We start from the raw sequence: 16,179 nt of genomic DNA on the forward strand, positions 1-16,179 counted from the left end.
TAGCGTCGGGGACATGAACTTCGCAGCGCGTGTGCCCACGGTCGAGGTCGGGGACCTCAAGGACGGCGACTTCCTGCTGGACGTCCGCGAGGACGACGAGTGGCAGGCGGGCCACGCCACCGGCGCCCTGCACATCCCGATCAGCGAGTTCGTGGCCCGCTACGGCGAGCTCACCGAGGCGGCCCCCCAGGACGGCCGCGTCCACGTCATCTGCCGCTCCGGCGGCCGCTCGGCCCAGGTCACGATGTACCTGGTCCAGCAGGGCATCGACGCGGTGAACGTGGACGGCGGCATGCAGGTATGGCAGGCAGCGGGCCGCGAGGTCGTCACGGACGGGGGAGAACCGGGCTTCGTCATCTGAGGGGACATATCGGCGCCGGGCACCGCAGCGCCCCGAGAGGGACGCGGGGCTGTATTTGATTTGCGGCTACCGCCGCGTGGGCGCGACCGGCCCCCACCGCCCCGCAGATCACACACGACCGAGCGCCCCCCACTCCTCATCTCCTACCCCAATGGATGCGCAGCCAGCAGATCCCCCAACGCCTCCTCATAAACCCCGGCCCCCCCGAGCGCCAGCTCGATCTGCTTCGCCCACGCGTGATACCGGTGCAGCGCATACTCGGTGTCGGCCCCGAACCCCCCGTGCAGATGCTGTGCGGTCTGCACCACCCGCCGCACACCCTCCGCCGCCCAGATCTTCGCCACCGCCACATCCCCGGCCGCCGGCAGCGCCCCGGCCGCCCCCGACGCGATCCGCCACGCCGCCTGCCACAGGGTCGCCTCCATGGCCCGCAGATCGATGTACCGGTCGGCGGCCTGCACGGCCACCGCCTGGAACGTGGCGATCGGATACCCGAACTGCTCCCGCTTCCCGGTGTACTCCGCGGTCATCCGCAGCACCCGCTCACCCACCCCGAGCGCCAGTGCACACGTCCCGGTCGCGAGCAGCTCCCGCAGCCACTCCCAGGCCCCCTCCGCCGCCACCACATCCCGCCCCGCGACCCGCGCCGACTCCAGCCGCAGCTCCCCGAGCCGTTCCCCGCTGGTCGACACCTGCCCGGCGACCGCGACCCCGGCCTCGACCCCCTCGCCTCCCGGTGCCACCAGCGCCAGCACGCTCCGGTCCGTCTCCGTCCGCGCCGGTACGACGACGAGACCGGCGTCGTACACCCACGGCACCGCCGTCTGTACTCCGTCCAGCACCCATCCGTCGTCGTCCCGTCGCGCGGTCACCGCCAGCTCCGCCGGGTCGTGCCCGGTGCGCCCGCTCGCGGCGACGGTCAGCACCAGCTCGCCCCGCCCCGCCCGCGCCGCCAGCCGATCCCTCAACTCCGCCGCCCCATACGTCTGTACGGCTGCCAGAGCCGCGCTGTGCTCCAGCAACGGCACCCTGGCCAGCACCTTCGCCGACTCCCGCAGCACCAGGCAGAGCGCGATGGCGTCCAGACCCGCCCCGCCGTACTCCTCGCCCAGCAGCAGACTCAGCAGATCCGCGCCCGCCAGCCTGTCCCACAGTTCCCGGTCGAAGCTCTCGGCCACGGCACCGGTGGTCATTGCCGGGCTCGGCACCGCGTCCGGCGCCACCCCGGCGAACACCCCGCGCGCCGCCTCGGCCGCCGCCAACTGCTCCTCGGTGAAGGTGAAGTCCACGGTCCTGTCCTCCCGGCGGGTCTCTGCTGATCTGACGGTCCGTCAAGATAGAACAGGTTCTAGAAGAAGGGAACCTAAAACAGCTGCGATCACCGGCTCTTCCCGTCGTAGGCTGACGGCCGCTGCCCGCCGATGGGGGACGGGCACACGAGGGAGGACACATGGGGATCCGGAGCCTGACGCGTACCGAGGCCGAACGCCGGGCCGAGCTGATCGCGGTCGAGCGGTACGACGTCGACATCGACCTCACCGCCCTGCCCGACGGACCTGAGATCCGCTGCGTCTCCACGGTGACCTTCACCTGTTCCCAGCCGGGCGCGGAGACCTTCGTCGACTGCGCGGCCGAGGTCCGCGCCGCCACCCTGAACGGCACCCCCCTCACCCCCTCCGACGACGGCCGGATCCCGCTGCCCGCCCTGGCCGCGCACAACGTGCTGCGCGTCGAGAGCGTCCAGGCCGACACCACCGCAGGCGAGGGCGTGCACAAGGCCGTCGACCCCGCCGACGGCGAGGTGTACGTCTGGACGAGCTTCGAACCCGACGAGGCCCGCTTCGTCTGGGCCTGCTTCGACCAGCCCGACCTCAAGGCCCCGCACGCCTTCACCGTTACGGCCCCGGCCGCCTGGACCGTCCTCAGCAACTCCGGTGACCCGCGGATCGAGGAGCAGGGCGCGGCCCGCCGCTGGAGCTTCCCGGACACCCCGCCGCTGTCCGTGTACAACACCGTCGTCAACGCCGGCCCCTTCCACGAGATCCGCCGCGAGGCCGACGGCCACGACCTCGGCATCTACGCGCGCCGCTCGCTCGCCGAGGTCCTGGAACGCGACGCCGACGACGTCTTCACCCTCACCGCCCAGGGCCTCGCCTTCTTCGCCGAGGCCTTCGCGATGCCGTTCCCGCAGCGCAAGTACGACCAGGTCTTCATGCCCGAGTTCGGCGGCGCGATGGAGAACTACGGCTGTGTGACCTGGTCGGACGCCTTTCTGCGGCGGGCCACGCCGACGCCCGCCGAGAGCGAGCTGCTCGCGGTGGTGCTGCTGCACGAGATGGCGCACATGTGGTTCGGCAACATCGTCACCATGCGCTGGTGGGACGACCTCTGGCTGAACGAGGCCTTCGCCGAGTTCGCCTGCCACTGGGCCGCCGAGGGCGCCACCCGCTACACCGACGCCTGGGCGGGCCACCTCGTCGGCGACAAGCTCAAGGCGTACCTCTCCGACCAGGGCCCGGTCTCGCACCCGATCCACCAGCCCATCCAGGACGTCGCCCAGGCCGCGTCGATCTTCGACAACATCACCTACCCCAAGGGCGCCTCCGTCCTCCACCAGCTGATGACCTACGTCGGCGAGGACCGCTTCCGCACCGGCATGGCCGCCTACTTCGCCCGTCACGCCTGGGGCACCACCACCCTCCAGGACCTGATCGACGCCCTCGCCGAGGCCAGTGGCCGCGACCTGACCGCCTGGCGCAAGGCCTGGCTGGAGACCGCCGGCACCGACCGCTTCACCCTGGAGCACGACGGCGGCACCGTCACCCTGGTCGCCGACGGGAACCCGCGCCCCCAGGTCCTGGCGGTCGGCGCGTACGACCGCGCCGGCGACGCCCTGGAACGCACCGCACTGGTCCGCGTCGAGGTGACCGAGGTCCGTACCCCCGTCACCGGCCTTCCCGCCACGTCCGACCTCCTCCTGATCAACGACGACGACCTCACCTTCGCCACCACCCGCCCGGACCCCACCACCCGGGACGCCCTCTTCGGCGCCGCGGCCCAGCTGCCCACGGCCATCTCCCGGGGCGCGGCCGCCGCCACCGTCTGGGACATGCTCACGGCCGGGGAGGCCACGGCGGCCGAGGCCGGACGCTGCCTCACCGCGCTGCTCGCGGCCGAGACGTCCGACGCCGTGATCGAGCCCTACCTCACGCTCGTCACCAACATCGCCGAACTCTGGGCCCCGCCCGCCGAACGCCCCGCGCTCACGGAGGCCGTCGCCGCGGTCTGCCGCCGGCTCGCCGCCGACCCGGGCCGCCGCCAGGTCGCCCTGCGCGGCCTCGCCCGCACCGCGACCGGCGCCGAGGATCTGGCCTGGCTCCGGGAGCAGGCCGGCGCCGACGTCGACCTGCGCTGGCGCGCCCTCGTCCGCGAGGCCGAACTCGGCGGCGACGTCACCGCCGAGTCCGCCGCCCTGCTGGAACGCGACCCCGACCCCGACGCCTGGGTCCGCGCCCTCACCGTCCGGGCCGCCCTCCCCGACCCGGCCGCGAAGGCCGAGGTCTGGCAGCGGCTGGCCGTGGACCGCGAGGTGCCCGTCCAGGCGGTCTCCCCGGTGGCGGCCGCCTTCTGGCGCCCCGGCCAGGACGCCCAGCTCGCCCCCTACGCCGAGTACTACCTGGCCGCGATCCCCGAGCTGCACCAGGGCGGCATGATCCCGGCGATGACCTACACCGCTCACCTCTTCCCGCCGTACGCCGTCGATCCCGCGTACATCGAGAAGGCCCGGCAGGCGGCCCGGGAAGCGGCCCCCGTGGTCCGCAACACCCTCCTGGAGCGCTCGGACGCCGTCCGCCGCATGCTCCACGCCCGGGCCGCGAACGCCTGACCCGCGGGCGGACAAGCCCGACCGATGTCCCACCCCCTTCGGATTCCGTCGTGGAAGCCGTCCCGTCCGATCGTTCGGTTTCGGCCATTCCCATGGTCGCCGGGCCCGTGCGAGCGATCAACCCCTGTGGAAAACGTCGGCCCCGGTCTGTGGAAAACTCGCGGGAGCGTGGCCGGTCGGCGCGCTCGGACGCCGTATGACCTGCGGTGACCTCCGGTGCGGGGCCCCGGTGCCCCGCGCCGGGAGAGCCGGCGGCACCGCCCGGAGTGGCGATGGCCACGCCGGCGGCCTCGTCTTCGGGGCTGCGCCCGGCGGCAGGTGCTGAGTACCGTTCCGTGCGAGTGCCGGGCAGCGGCACACCCGGCGGTCCCGGATCGGCCGTCCGGACGACGTGGCGGGATCGGGGAACGGGGCGGCATGGACGACGCGTACGACGAGGGCGCGGACGCCCCGCACGGGCCGGACGGCCCGAGCGGGAGGCGTCCGGAGCCGGAGTCCGCCCCACCGGGCCCACCGGGCCGGCCGCCCCTCGACCCCCCGGCCGCGGCGGCGGAGTCCCCCGGCCCGCCGGCCCCGCCCGCGGAATCCCTCGCCCTCCCCCGCACCGGCGTCGCCGCCCTCTCGCCCCGCTACCAGGTCGGCGCGGCCTTCGCCCTCGCCCTGGTCGCGGTCGCCGCCTGCGTGCACCTCGGGATGGTGTTCCTGAGCGTGGCGCCGGCCAACACGGTGACCAAGCAGCACGGCAAAGCGATCGAGGAGTGGGTCTACCCGGAGTTCGAACAGAACTGGAAGCTCTTCGCGCCGAACCCGCTGCAGCAGAACATCGCCGTACAGGTGCGTGCCGACGTCCTGATGCCGGACGGCACCACGACCACCACCGGCTGGAACGACCTGTCCGCACAGGACGGCAGGGCCATCGACGGCAGCCTGCTGCCCAGCCACACCGTGCAGAACGAGCTGCGCCGGGCCTGGGACTTCTTCACGACCACGCACGGCACCGACAACCGCCCGGTCGGCCTGCGCGGCTCCCTGTCCGAGCAGTACCTGCGCCGGATCGTCGTGATGCGCATGTACGCGGGGGACGCCACGAGTCAGAAGGGCACCATCGAGCGCGTCCAGGTGCGCTCCAGCACCACCAACGTGCCGCCGCCGGACTGGAGCGGCGAGAAGGTCTCCGACACACCCGTCTACCGGGTGCTCCCGTGGTGGACGGTCACGGCGGACGAAGCGAACGGCGGTGTGCGGTGAACCGTCTCGTCCTGTGCCTCTCCCGTGCCATCGCCCGGGTCACCGAGGCGGCGCTCGGCCCGTACCAGACGGCCGTCGTCCGCATCGGCTTCGCCGCCACCTGGCTGCTGTTCCTGCTGCGCGAGTACCCGCACCGCCAGGAGCTGTACGGCCCCGACGGCCCCTGGAGCTTCGACCTCGCCCAGCAGCTGACCGCCGACAACCACGCCTTCACGGCGCTGCTGGCCTCCGACGGCCGGGCCTTCTTCGAGGTCTTCTACTTCCTCGCCGTGGTGTCCAGCGCCCTGCTGCTGGTGGGCTGGCGCACCCGCGCCACGTCCCTGCTGTTCATGATCGGCGTGCTGTCCCTGCAGAACCGCAGCGTCTTCGTGGGCGACGGCGGCGACAACGTGCTCCACCTGATGTCCTTCTACCTGGTGTTCACGCGCTGCGGCCAGGTGTGGTCGCTGGACGCGCGCAGGGCGGCCCGCGCGAGCGCCGCACGCGCGCGTGGCGAGCGGGTGGCCCCCGACCGGGCGGGCCCCGCCCTGTGGGCGGTGTCGGGTCTCGTGCTGCTGGTGGCGGCCCTCACCGGCCGCACCGGCGGCGGCTGGCTGGTCCCGGCCGTGATGTGGGCGACCTGGGCGGGCGCCGCCCTGTGGTGGGCGGCCGGCCGCTGGGCGCGCACGCCCGAGCCCCGGATACTGCTCGACGTCATCGCCAACATCCTGCACAACGGCGCCCTGTTCGTGATCATGGCCGAGGCCTGCCTGATCTACGCCACCGCCGGCTGGTACAAGATCCAGGGCTCCCGCTGGCAGGACGGCACCGCCGTCTACTACCCGCTCCACCTGGACTACTTCTCGCCCTGGCCGGCCCTCGCGGACCTGCTGTCCGCCAACGGCACGCTGGTGATGCTGGTGACCTACGGGACGGTCATCGTGCAGGTCGCCTTCCCGTTCACGCTGTTCAACCGGCGGGTCAAGAACGTGCTGCTGGCCGCGATGATGACCGAGCACGCGGTGATCGCCATCGTTCTCGGCCTGCCCTTCTTCTCGCTGGCCATGATCGCGGCGGACTCCGTCTTCCTGCCGGCGTCCTTCCTGCACAGGCTCGGCGGCTGGGCGGCACGCGCGCGTGACCGTGTTTTCCGCCGGACCGACCCCGAGCTGCCCGTGCAGCGCTTCCCGGAGGCCGACGAACAGCCCCGCGTAGGCTTCGGGGCATGACCGACCCCCTCGACCACTGGGCGCGGCTGGCCGGCTCCGCCGTTCTCCTCGACGGCTTCCACGCCCTCAAGCACGCGCTGCGCTTCGGCGCGGAGGTGCCGGTGGCGGTCACGACGGACCGGGCGGCGGCGCTGGCCCTGGCGGACGAGCTGGCGCCGGACGTACGGGAGGCGCTGGCCGCGCTGCTGACGGAGGTGGCGTCGCAGACGTACGCGTCTCTGGTCCCGCGCCCGCACCCCACGGCGGTGGCCGCCCTGGCCGTACGGCCGTCCCGCGAGGCCAACCTGCGTGAGCTGGCCCGCGTCCCGCGCACCGCCCCGATCGTGGTCCTCGACGAGCCGCGCAACCTGGGCAACGCGGGCGCGGTGATCCGCCTGGCCGCGGGCTTCGGAACGACCGGAGTCATCACGACCGGAACCCTCGACCCCTGGCATCCGACGGTCGTCCGCGGCGGCGCGGGCCTCCACTTCGCCACGGCGGTGGAGCGGCTGACGGTGGCCGAGCTGCCGGAGGGCCCGCTGTACGCGCTCGACCCGGAGGGCGAGGACATCAGGGCGGTAAAGCTCCCCGACGACGCGATCCTCGCCTTCGGCTCGGAACGTACGGGACTCTCGGCCGACCTACGCACGCGAGCCGACAACTTGCTGCGCCTGCCGATGCGCCCTCAGGTGAGCAGCTACAACTTGGCGACGAGCGTGGCGATGACCTTGTACCACTGGAGCGCCCTGTAAGAGGCGGCGACTTGAGCGCCCCGATAGAGGCGCGGGGCTGTTCTGGACATGCGGCTGCCGCCGCGTGGGCGCGACCAGCCCCAACGGCGCTGCACCGGCCACACAACCGTCAGCCACAACGGCGGCATCGCCCGGCTGGGCACCGCCGATCACCACCGTCGTGGCCGAGCGCCGTTGCGGCGGCCAAAGAGTGGCGGTGACCGACGAATCGGTGACGGCCGGGACAGGACCCGATGCCTGCCGGAGCGTCGGCCGGTCGCGCATCCCATGCGTCACGCTTGCTGCTGGCGTCGGCGGGTCGTGCCCCGCGCCCCGCGCCTGCCGGAAGCGTTGGCCGGTCGCGCGCCCCATGCGTCGCGCTTGCCGCTGGCGTCGGCCGGTCGCGCGCCCCATGCGTCGCGCCTGCCGCTGACGTCGGCGGGTCGCGCGCCGCGCCTGTCGGAAACGTCGGCCGGTCGCGCGCCCCGCGCGCCTACGCCTCCCTGCGTACCTCGATCACCCGGAACCGGTTCGCCACGAAGGCCCCGTCGCACAGCGCCGCGTTCGCCGCCGGGTTGCCCCCCGAGCCGTGGAAGTCGGAGAAGGCGGCCGTCTGGTTCACGTACACCCCGCCCACCAGGTTCAGCGACAGCTGGGCCGCCTCCTCCAGGCAGACCTCCTCCACCGCGCGCTCCACGTCGGCGTCGACCGTGTACGCCCCGACCGTCATCGCGCCCTTGTCCCGGACCGTCCGCCGCAGCAGCTCGACCGCGTCGGTGGCCGAGTCGACGGCGACGGCGAAGGACACCGGGCCGAAGCACTCGCTCATGTAGGCGGCCTCGTCGTCCGGCTTGGCCCCGTCCAGCTTCACGATCACCGGCGTCCGGACGACCGCGTCCGGGAACTCCGGGTTGGCGATCTCACGGGAGGCGAGGGCGACCTCGCCGAGCCCGGCGGCGGCCTCCAGGCGGGCCTTGACGTCGGGGTTGACGATGGCGCCGAGCAGCGCGTTCGCCCGGGCGTCGTCGCCGAGCAGGCCGTCGACCGCGCGGGCGATGTCGGCGGCCACCTCGTCGTACGTCTTCGGGCCCTCGTCGGTGCGGATGCCGTCGCGGGGGATCAGCAGGTTCTGCGGGGTCGTGCACATCTGGCCGCTGTACAGGGAGAGCGAGAAGGCCAGGTTGGAGAGCATCCCCTTGTAGTTGTCGGTCGACTCCACCAGCACCGTGTTGACGCCGGCCTTCTCCGTGTACACCTGCGCCTGCCGGGCGTTGGACTCCAGCCAGTCGCCGAAGGCGGTCGAGCCGGTGTAGTCGATGATCCTGATCTCGGGGCGGGTCGCGAGCGTCTTGGCGATGCCCTCGCCGGGGTGTTCCGTCGTCAGCGCCACCAGGTTCGGATCGAAGCCGGCCTCGGCGAGCACCTGGCGCGCGACCTGCACGGTGAGGGCCAGCGGCAGCACCGCGCGGGGGTGCGGCTTCACGAGGACCGCGTTGCCGGTGGCGAGGGAGGCGAACAGGCCCGGGTAGCCGTTCCACGTCGGGAACGTGTTGCAGCCGATGACCAGCGCGATGCCGCGCGGGACCGGCTTGAACGTCTTCGTCAGCGCGAGCGGGTCGCGCTTGCCCTGCGGCTTGCTCCACTCGGCCGTGTCCGGGGTGCGGACCTGCTCCGCGTAGGCGTAGGCCACCGCCTCCAGGCCGCGGTCCTGGGCGTGCGGGCCGCCCGCCTGGAACGCCATCATGAAGGCCTGGCCGCTGGTGTGCATGACCGCGTGCGCGAACTCGTGCGTCCGGTCGCTGATCCGCTTGAGGATCTCCAGACACACCACCGCACGCGCCTCCGCGCCGGCGTCGCGCCACGCGCGCTGCCCGGACTGCATCGCCGGCAGCAGTGTGTCGACGTCGGCATGCGGGTAGGTCACGCCCAGCTCGATGCCGTACGGGGAGACCTCGCCGCCGGTCCAGTCGTCGGTGCCGGGCTGGCCGAGGTCGATGCGGTTGCCGAGGAGGGCGTCGAAGGCGGCCTTGCCCGCGGCCGCGTCCAGGCTGCCGTGCTCGCCGTAGGCCTTGGGGTGCTCGGGATGGGGGGACCAGTACGCGCGTGTGCGGATCGCCTCCAGCGCCTGGTCAAGCGTGGGCCGGTGCTTGGCGATCAGCTCGTGCGCGGTGAGTTCGGCGGTCATGCGGGACCAACTCCTCGTCTGATGAGCTCCCCTCGAAGCTCATGACCTGGGCGGAAACGGCCGGACAGAGTTAGAGTAACCGAACGATCGGTCGGGACAAGGGGGCCTGCCGCATCTGTGGAAAACCCCGTGCGGGAGGATCGCGCACATGACAGCACTCGACCTCAGCAGCACCGTGGGAGTCGTCGGCACCGGCACCATGGGCCAGGGCATCGCCCAGGTCGCACTCGTCGCGGGCCATCCCGTCCGGCTGTACGACACCGTCCCCGGGCGGGCCGGGGAGGCGGCCGCGGCGATCGGCGCCCGCCTCGACCGGCTCGTCGAGAAGGACCGGATGACGGCCGCCGCCCGGGACGCCGCCCGCGCCCGGCTGCTGCCCGCCGGCGAGCTCACCGAGTTCGCCGACTGCACGCTGGTCCTGGAGGCTGTCCTGGAGCGGCTGGAGGCCAAGCAGGAGATCTTCCGGGCCCTGGAGGACATCGTCGGCGAGGACTGTCTGCTCGCCACCAACACCTCGTCCCTGTCGGTGACGGCCATCGGCGGAGCCCTGCGCAGCGCCTCCCGCCTGGTCGGCCTGCACTTCTTCAACCCGGCCCCGCTGCTGCCGCTGGTGGAGGTCGTCTCCGGGTTCGCCACCGACGTCACCTCGGCCACGCGCGCGTACGAGACCGCACGCTCCTGGGGCAAGACGCCGGTCGCCTGCGCGGACACCCCCGGCTTCATCGTCAACCGCATCGCGCGGCCCTTCTACGCCGAGGCCTTCGCGGTCCACGAGGCACAGGCCGCCGACCCGGCCACCATCGACGCGGTGCTGCGCGAGTGCGGCGGCTTCCGGATGGGCGCCTTCGAGCTGACCGACCTGATCGGCCAGGACGTCAACGAGTCCGTCACGCACTCCGTGTGGCAGGCCTTCTTCCAGGACGTCCGCTTCACGCCCTCCCTGGCCCAGCGCCGGCTGGTCGAGTCCGGCCGGCTGGGCCGCAAGACCGGGCACGGCTGGTACGACTACGCGGACGACGCCGAGCCCGTCGAGCCGGACACCGCCGAGCCTGCCGACCGGCCCGCCTACGTCGTCGCCGAGGGCGGCCTGGGACCCGCGGCCGAAGTGCTCGCGATGATCCGCGAGGCGGGCATCCAGGTCCGCGAGGAGGACGAGGACCACGGCACCCGCCTGGTCCTGCCCAGCGGCGGCCAGCTGGTCCTCGCCGACGGCCAGACCTCGGTGGAGTTCCGGGACGTCGTCTACTTCGACCTCGCCCTCGACTACCGCCGCGCCACCCGGATCGCCCTCTCCTCGGGCCACGAAACCCTGCCCCAGACCCTCAGCGAGGCCATCGGCCTCTTCCAGGCGCTCGGCAAGGAGGTCAGCGTCATCGGCGACGTCCCCGGCATGATCGTCGCCCGCACGGTCGCCCGGGTCATCGACCTCGCGCACGACGCCGTCGCCAAGGGCGTCGCCACCGAGGAGGACATCGACACCGCGATGCGCCTGGGCGTCAACTACCCGCTCGGCCCCTTCGAGTGGAGCCGCCGCCTCGGCCGCGACTTCGCCTACGACCTCCTCGACGACCTGCACCTGCGCGATCCGAGCGGCCGTTACGCGCCCTCCCTCGCGCTCTACCGCCACGCCTATGCCACCGAGAAGCGGGAGGGCGCCTCATGACCACCGCCAAACGCGACACATACACCCCCGAGACCCTGCTCTCGGTGGCCGTCCAGGTCTTCAACGAGCGCGGCTACGACGGCACCTCCATGGAGCACCTCTCCAAGGCGGCAGGCATCTCCAAGTCGTCGATCTACCACCACGTGTCCGGCAAGGAGGAGCTGCTGCGCCGCGCGGTCAGCCGGGCCCTGGACGGCCTGTTCGGGATCCTCGACGAGGAGCACGCGCGCGTGGGGCCCGCCGCCGACCGCCTGGAGCACGTCGTACGGCGCATGGTCGAGGTGCTGATCACCGAACTGCCGTACGTGACGCTGCTGCTGCGGGTGCGCGGCAACACCGACACCGAGCGCTGGGCGCTGGAGCGGCGCCGGGACTTCGACCACCGGGTGGCCGACCTGCTCAAGGCGGCTGCCGCCGAGGGGGACATACGTGGTGACGTCGAGGTGCGCCTCGCCACCCGGCTGGTCTTCGGCATGGTCAACTCGATCGTGGAGTGGTACCGCCCGAACGGGCACGGCATGAGCGAGCGCGAGGTCTCCGACGCGGTCGTCCGGCTGGCCTTCTCCGGCCTGCGCGCCCACTGACCTCGGCGGCCGCCTCCGGCCCGCGCGCACCGGCCTCAGCCCTGCGGCTCCAGGTCCTCCTCCTCGAACACCAGCAGCGTGCGGCTGCTGAGCACCTCGGGGATGGCCTGGAGCCGCGTCAGCACCAGCTCGCGCAGCGCCCGGTTGTCGGGCGTGTGCACCAGGAGCAGCACGTCGAAGTCCCCGCCCACCAGGGCGATGTGGGAGGCGCCGGGCAGCTGCCTGAGCTGCTCGCGGACCGTGCGCCAGCTGTTCTGGACGATCTTCAGCGTGATGTAGGCAGAGGTGCCCTGGCCGGCCCGTTCATGGTCCACGCGGGCGCCGAAACCGCGGATCACCCCGTCCTCGATGAGCCGGTTGATACGCGCGTAGGCGTTGGCGCGCGAGACATGGACGCGTTCGGCGACCGACCGTATCGACGCCCGGCCGTCCGCCTGGAGGATCTGCAGGATGTCCTGATCGATGGCGTCCAGCGGGCGCGCGGGCGGCAGCGCGGCGCGGTCCTGCGGCCCCTCGGCCATTTGTTCAGGTGCCATGTCCCCCCGCCTCCCTACCATGGACGTACTGCGTTCATTCCAGGCTGTGGAGAACCGTTTGTCCACAGCCTGGAGCCGCCTGTAGCCAAAATGTGCCGACGACCGAACAATCGGTAGGTGGGACGGGTCACAGGCGATCCGTCTCCCGTAGCCACCCCCATGAGGAGGTGCCGTCATGACGGTCATGGAGCAGCGCGGCGCATACCGCCCGTCGCCGCCGCCCGCCTGGCAGCCCCGGACGGACCCCGCGCCGCTGCTGCCCGACGAGCGCCCGTACCGAGTCCTCGGGACGGAGTCGGCCGCCAAGGCCGACCCCGAGCTGCTGCGCCGGCTGTACACCCAGCTCGTGCGCGGCCGCAGGTACAACACCCAGGCGACCGCCCTCACCAAACAGGGCCGTCTCGCCGTCTACCCCTCCAGTACCGGCCAGGAGGCCTGCGAGGTCGCCGCCGCGCTCGCCCTCGAAGAGCGCGACTGGCTCTTCCCCAGCTACCGGGACACCCTCGCGGTGATCGCCCGGGGCGTGGACCCCGTCGAGGCGCTCACCCTGCTGCGCGGCGACTGGCACACCGGCTACGACCCCTGCGCCCACCGCGTGGCCCCCCTCTCCACCCCCCTCGCCACCCAGCTCCCGCACGCCGTCGGCCTCGCCCACGCGGCCCGCCTCAAGGGCGACGACGTGGTCGCGCTCGCCATGGTCGGCGACGGCGGCACCAGCGAGGGCGACTTCCACGAGGCCCTGAACTTCGCCGCCGTCTGGCAGGCCCCGGTCGTCTTCCTGGTCCAGAACAACGGCTTCGCCATCTCCGTCCCGCTCGCCAAGCAGACCGCCGCGCCCTCCCTGGCCCACAAGGCCGTCGGATACGGCATGCCGGGCCGCCTGGTCGACGGCAACGACGCGGCCGCCGTGCACGAGGTCCTCGCCGCCGCCGTACGGCACGCGCGCGAAGGCGGCGGCCCGACCCTGGTCGAGGCGGTCACCTACCGGATCGACGCCCACACCAACGCCGACGACGCCACCCGCTACCGCGGCGACACCGAGGTCGACGCCTGGCGCGACCACGACCCGATCCTGCTCCTCGAGCGCGAGTTGACCGACCGCGGACTCCTCGACGAGGACTTCGTCGGGCGGGCCCGCGAGGACGCCGAGACCATGGCCGCCGATCTGCGCGAACGCATGAACCGCGAGCCCGAACTCGACCCCATGCACCTCTTCGACCAGGTGTACGCCGAGACCACCACGCAACTGCGCGAACAGCGCGCCCTGCTCCGCGCCGAGCTGGAGGCCGAGCAGCAGGACCAGGAAGGCGGCCACCGATGACGACCGTCGCCGTCAAACCCGCCACCATGGCGCAGGCGCTCACGCGTGGGCTGCGGGACGCCATGGCCGCAGACCCCGCCGTGCACGTCATGGGCGAGGACGTCGGCACCCTCGGCGGGGTCTTCCGGGTCACCGACGGCCTCGCCAAGGAGTTCGGGGAGGCCCGCTGCACCGACACCCCCCTCGCCGAGGCCGGCATCCTCGGCACCGCCGTCGGCATGGCCATGTACGGACTGCGCCCGGTCGTGGAGATGCAGTTCGACGCCTTCGCCTACCCCGCCTTCGAACAACTCATCAGCCATGTCTCGCGGATGCGCAACCGCACCCGCGGCCGGATGCCCCTTCCGATCACCGTCCGCGTTCCCTACGGCGGCGGCATCGGCGGCGTCGAGCACCACAGCGACTCCTCCGAGGCCTACTACATGGCCACCCCCGGCCTGCACGTCGTCACCCCCGCCACCGTCGCCGACGCCTACGGCCTCCTGCGCCGGGCCATCGCCTCCGACGACCCGGTCGTCTTCCTCGAACCCAAGCGCCTGTACTGGTCCAAGGACACCTGGAACCCCGAGCACCCGACGGACGTTGAACCCATCGGCCGCGCGGTGGTGCGTCGCACAGGACGCAGCGCCTCGCTCATCACCTACGGCCCGTCCGTACCGGTCTGCCTCGAAGCCGCCGAGGCCGCCCAGGCGGAGGGCTGGGACCTCGAAGTCGTCGACCTGCGCTCCCTGGTGCCGTTCGACGACGAGACGGTCTGCGCCTCGGTTCGGCGCACCGGGCGCGCGGTCGTCGTACACGAGTCGGGCGGGTTCGGCGGACCGGGAGGGGAGATCGCGGCACGCGTGACCGAGCGCTGCTTCCACCACCTGGAGGCGCCGGTGCTGCGCGTGGCCGGGTTCGACATTCCCTACCCGCCGCCGATGCTGGAGCGCCACCACCTGCCCGGCGTCGACCGCATCCTGGACGCGGTGGCGCGTCTGCAGTGGGAGGCCGAGGGCTGATGGCACAGGTGCTGGAGTTCAAACTGCCCGACCTCGGGGAGGGGCTCACCGAGGCGGTGATCGTCACCTGGCTGGTCCAGGTCGGCGAGGTGGTCGCGATCGACCAGCCGGTCGTCGAGGTCGAGACCGCCAAGGCGATGGTCGAGGTTCCCTGCCCCTACGGCGGTGTGGTCACCGCCCGCTTCGGCGAGGAGGGCACCGAACTGCCCGTCGGCGCCCCGCTCCTGACGGTCGCCGTCGGCGAGGCCACCACGGTCCCCGAGGCGGAGGGCTCCGGAAACGTCCTGGTGGGATACGGCACGGGGACGGCCCCGGCGCGCCGCCGACGGGTCCGCAACACCGCCCCGGAGCGGGCCGACGGTACAGCGGACCGGGACACCGCCCCGGAGCCGGCGCCGCACACCGCCGTCATGGCGACGGCGCCCCACGCGCAGGTGCCCGCACTGCCCTCTCTGCTCACCGAGGGCCCCGTCCCGGTGATCTCCCCGCTGGTCCGCCGCCTCGCCCGGGACAACGACCTGGACCTGCGCCGGCTGTCCGGCTCGGGCCCCGACGGCCTGATCCTGCGCGCCGACGTCGAGGACGCCCTGCGGGTCAGCGCGGCCCGCGCCGCCGCCCCCAAGACCCTGCCCACCCCTCTGAACGCCCCCTCCGGCACCCGCATCCCCCTCAAGGGCATCCGGGGCGCGGTCGCCGACAAGCTCTCCCGCAGCCGCCGGGAGATCCCCGACGCGACCTGCTGGGTGGACGCCGACGCGACCGAGCTGATGCGTGCGCGTACCGCGATGAACGCGGCGGCGGGCCCGAAGATCTCCCTCCTCGCACTCCTCGCCCGGATCTGCACGGCCGCCCTGGCCCGCCACCCCGAGCTGAACTCCTACGTCGACGTCGAGGCCCGCGAGATCGTCCAGCTCGACCACGTCCACCTGGGCTTCGCCGCCCAGACCGACCGCGGCCTGGTCGTCCCCGTCGTCCGCGACGCCCAGGCCCGCGACGCCGAGTCCCTGACGGCGGAGTTCGCCCGCCTGACCGAGTCGGCCCACGCCGGCATGCTCACCCCCACCGACCTCACCGGCGGCACCTTCACCCTGAACAACTACGGCGTCTTCGGCGTCGACGGCTCCACCCCGATCATCAACCACCCCGAGGCGGCGATGCTCGGAGTGGGCCGCATCACCCCGAAGCCCTGGGTCCACGAGGGCGAACTGGCGGTCCGCCAGGTCGTCCAACTGTCCCTGACCTTCGACCACCGGGTCTGTGACGGCGGCACGGCGGGAGGCTTCCTGAGGTACGTGGCCGACTGTGTGGAGCAACCGGCGGTACTTCTCAGGACGCTCTGAGCACCCCTACCTGAAGGGGCGCGGGGAACTGCGCGATCAACCACGAACCAGCTGCACTCGCGCACGGCCGCCACACCCCCGCCCCTTGGGCGCACATCCGCAACCACACCCTGCGGATCCCACGCCCCCATCGGTT

At 72.7% G+C, this 16,179-nt stretch carries 13 protein-coding genes; 10 read left to right on the forward strand and 3 right to left on the reverse strand.

Annotation, left to right across the window (positions count from 1 at the left end; all coding sequences use genetic code 11):
- The first annotated feature begins 31 nt into the window (after positions 1–31).
- Positions 32–361 carry a rhodanese-like domain-containing protein gene (locus ACFWPS_RS11475; protein WP_383703661.1) on the forward strand — a complete coding sequence of 110 codons (330 nt, stop codon included), beginning with the start codon at positions 32–34 and terminating at the stop codon, positions 359–361.
- Between the two features lie 143 nt (positions 362–504).
- Here ACFWPS_RS11475 and ACFWPS_RS11480 read toward each other — a convergent pair whose 3' ends face one another.
- The gene (locus ACFWPS_RS11480) at positions 505–1,650 is read right to left on the reverse strand and encodes an acyl-CoA dehydrogenase family protein (protein WP_383703542.1); all 1,146 of its coding nucleotides are present in this window, start codon (positions 1,648–1,650) and stop codon (positions 505–507) included.
- Positions 1,651–1,811: 161 nt separating this feature from the next.
- Here ACFWPS_RS11480 and pepN point away from each other — a divergent pair, with 161 nt between their 5' ends.
- The 4 genes from pepN (at position 1,812) to ACFWPS_RS11500 (ending at position 7,434) form a co-directional block, all read left to right on the forward strand.
- Positions 1,812–4,247: an aminopeptidase N gene (gene pepN, locus ACFWPS_RS11485; protein ID WP_383703544.1), complete on the forward strand. Its 2,436-nt coding sequence runs from the start codon at positions 1,812–1,814 to the stop codon at positions 4,245–4,247.
- 417 nt (positions 4,248–4,664) lie between these two features.
- Positions 4,665–5,495 carry a DUF5819 family protein gene (locus ACFWPS_RS11490; RefSeq protein WP_383703546.1) on the forward strand — a complete coding sequence of 277 codons (831 nt, stop codon included), beginning with the start codon at positions 4,665–4,667 and terminating at the stop codon, positions 5,493–5,495.
- The gene (locus ACFWPS_RS11495) at positions 5,492–6,703 is read left to right on the forward strand and encodes an HTTM domain-containing protein (protein WP_383703548.1); all 1,212 of its coding nucleotides are present in this window, start codon (positions 5,492–5,494) and stop codon (positions 6,701–6,703) included. The genes ACFWPS_RS11490 and ACFWPS_RS11495 overlap by 4 nt, the downstream gene beginning before the upstream one ends.
- On the forward strand, positions 6,700–7,434 hold the full coding sequence (locus ACFWPS_RS11500; RefSeq protein ID WP_383703550.1) for a TrmH family RNA methyltransferase: 735 nt from the start codon (positions 6,700–6,702) through the stop codon (positions 7,432–7,434). Before ACFWPS_RS11495 ends, ACFWPS_RS11500 begins: the two co-directional genes overlap by 4 nt.
- 472 nt (positions 7,435–7,906) lie before the next feature.
- On the opposite strand, the gene paaN is transcribed toward ACFWPS_RS11500, so the two are convergent.
- Positions 7,907–9,598, reverse strand: a complete 1,692-nt coding sequence (gene paaN / locus ACFWPS_RS11505) for a phenylacetic acid degradation protein PaaN (protein WP_383703553.1) — start codon at positions 9,596–9,598, stop codon at positions 7,907–7,909.
- A gap of 148 nt (positions 9,599–9,746) precedes the next feature.
- Between paaN and ACFWPS_RS11510 the strand changes: the two genes are divergently transcribed.
- Both ACFWPS_RS11510 and ACFWPS_RS11515 read left to right on the forward strand, forming a co-directional pair.
- On the forward strand, positions 9,747–11,261 hold the full coding sequence (locus ACFWPS_RS11510; RefSeq protein WP_383703555.1) for a 3-hydroxyacyl-CoA dehydrogenase: 1,515 nt from the start codon (positions 9,747–9,749) through the stop codon (positions 11,259–11,261).
- On the forward strand, positions 11,258–11,845 hold the full coding sequence (locus ACFWPS_RS11515; RefSeq protein ID WP_383703557.1) for a TetR/AcrR family transcriptional regulator: 588 nt from the start codon (positions 11,258–11,260) through the stop codon (positions 11,843–11,845). The genes ACFWPS_RS11510 and ACFWPS_RS11515 overlap by 4 nt, the downstream gene beginning before the upstream one ends.
- Positions 11,846–11,880: 35 nt before the next feature.
- Here the strand turns inward: ACFWPS_RS11515 and ACFWPS_RS11520 are convergent, their stop codons facing one another.
- Positions 11,881–12,381 carry an Lrp/AsnC family transcriptional regulator gene (locus ACFWPS_RS11520; RefSeq protein ID WP_383703559.1) on the reverse strand — a complete coding sequence of 167 codons (501 nt, stop codon included), beginning with the start codon at positions 12,379–12,381 and terminating at the stop codon, positions 11,881–11,883.
- Between the two features lie 175 nt (positions 12,382–12,556).
- Here ACFWPS_RS11520 and pdhA point away from each other — a divergent pair, with 175 nt between their 5' ends.
- From pdhA to ACFWPS_RS11535, 3 genes are read left to right on the forward strand one after another with little or no spacing between them, the layout of a single operon-like run.
- Positions 12,557–13,702 carry a pyruvate dehydrogenase (acetyl-transferring) E1 component subunit alpha gene (pdhA, locus tag ACFWPS_RS11525; protein WP_383703561.1) on the forward strand — a complete coding sequence of 382 codons (1,146 nt, stop codon included), beginning with the start codon at positions 12,557–12,559 and terminating at the stop codon, positions 13,700–13,702.
- Positions 13,699–14,703 carry an alpha-ketoacid dehydrogenase subunit beta gene (locus tag ACFWPS_RS11530; RefSeq protein WP_217545894.1) on the forward strand — a complete coding sequence of 335 codons (1,005 nt, stop codon included), beginning with the start codon at positions 13,699–13,701 and terminating at the stop codon, positions 14,701–14,703. Before pdhA ends, ACFWPS_RS11530 begins: the two co-directional genes overlap by 4 nt.
- Positions 14,703–16,043 (forward strand): dihydrolipoamide acetyltransferase family protein, encoded by a 1,341-nt coding sequence (locus tag ACFWPS_RS11535; protein WP_383703563.1) that lies wholly within the window; start codon positions 14,703–14,705, stop codon positions 16,041–16,043. Before ACFWPS_RS11530 ends, ACFWPS_RS11535 begins: the two co-directional genes overlap by 1 nt.
- The last annotated feature ends 136 nt before the right edge of the window (positions 16,044–16,179 follow it).

Source organism: Streptomyces sp. NPDC058457, from assembly GCF_042720695.1.
GTDB lineage: Bacteria > Actinomycetota > Actinomycetes > Streptomycetales > Streptomycetaceae > Streptomyces.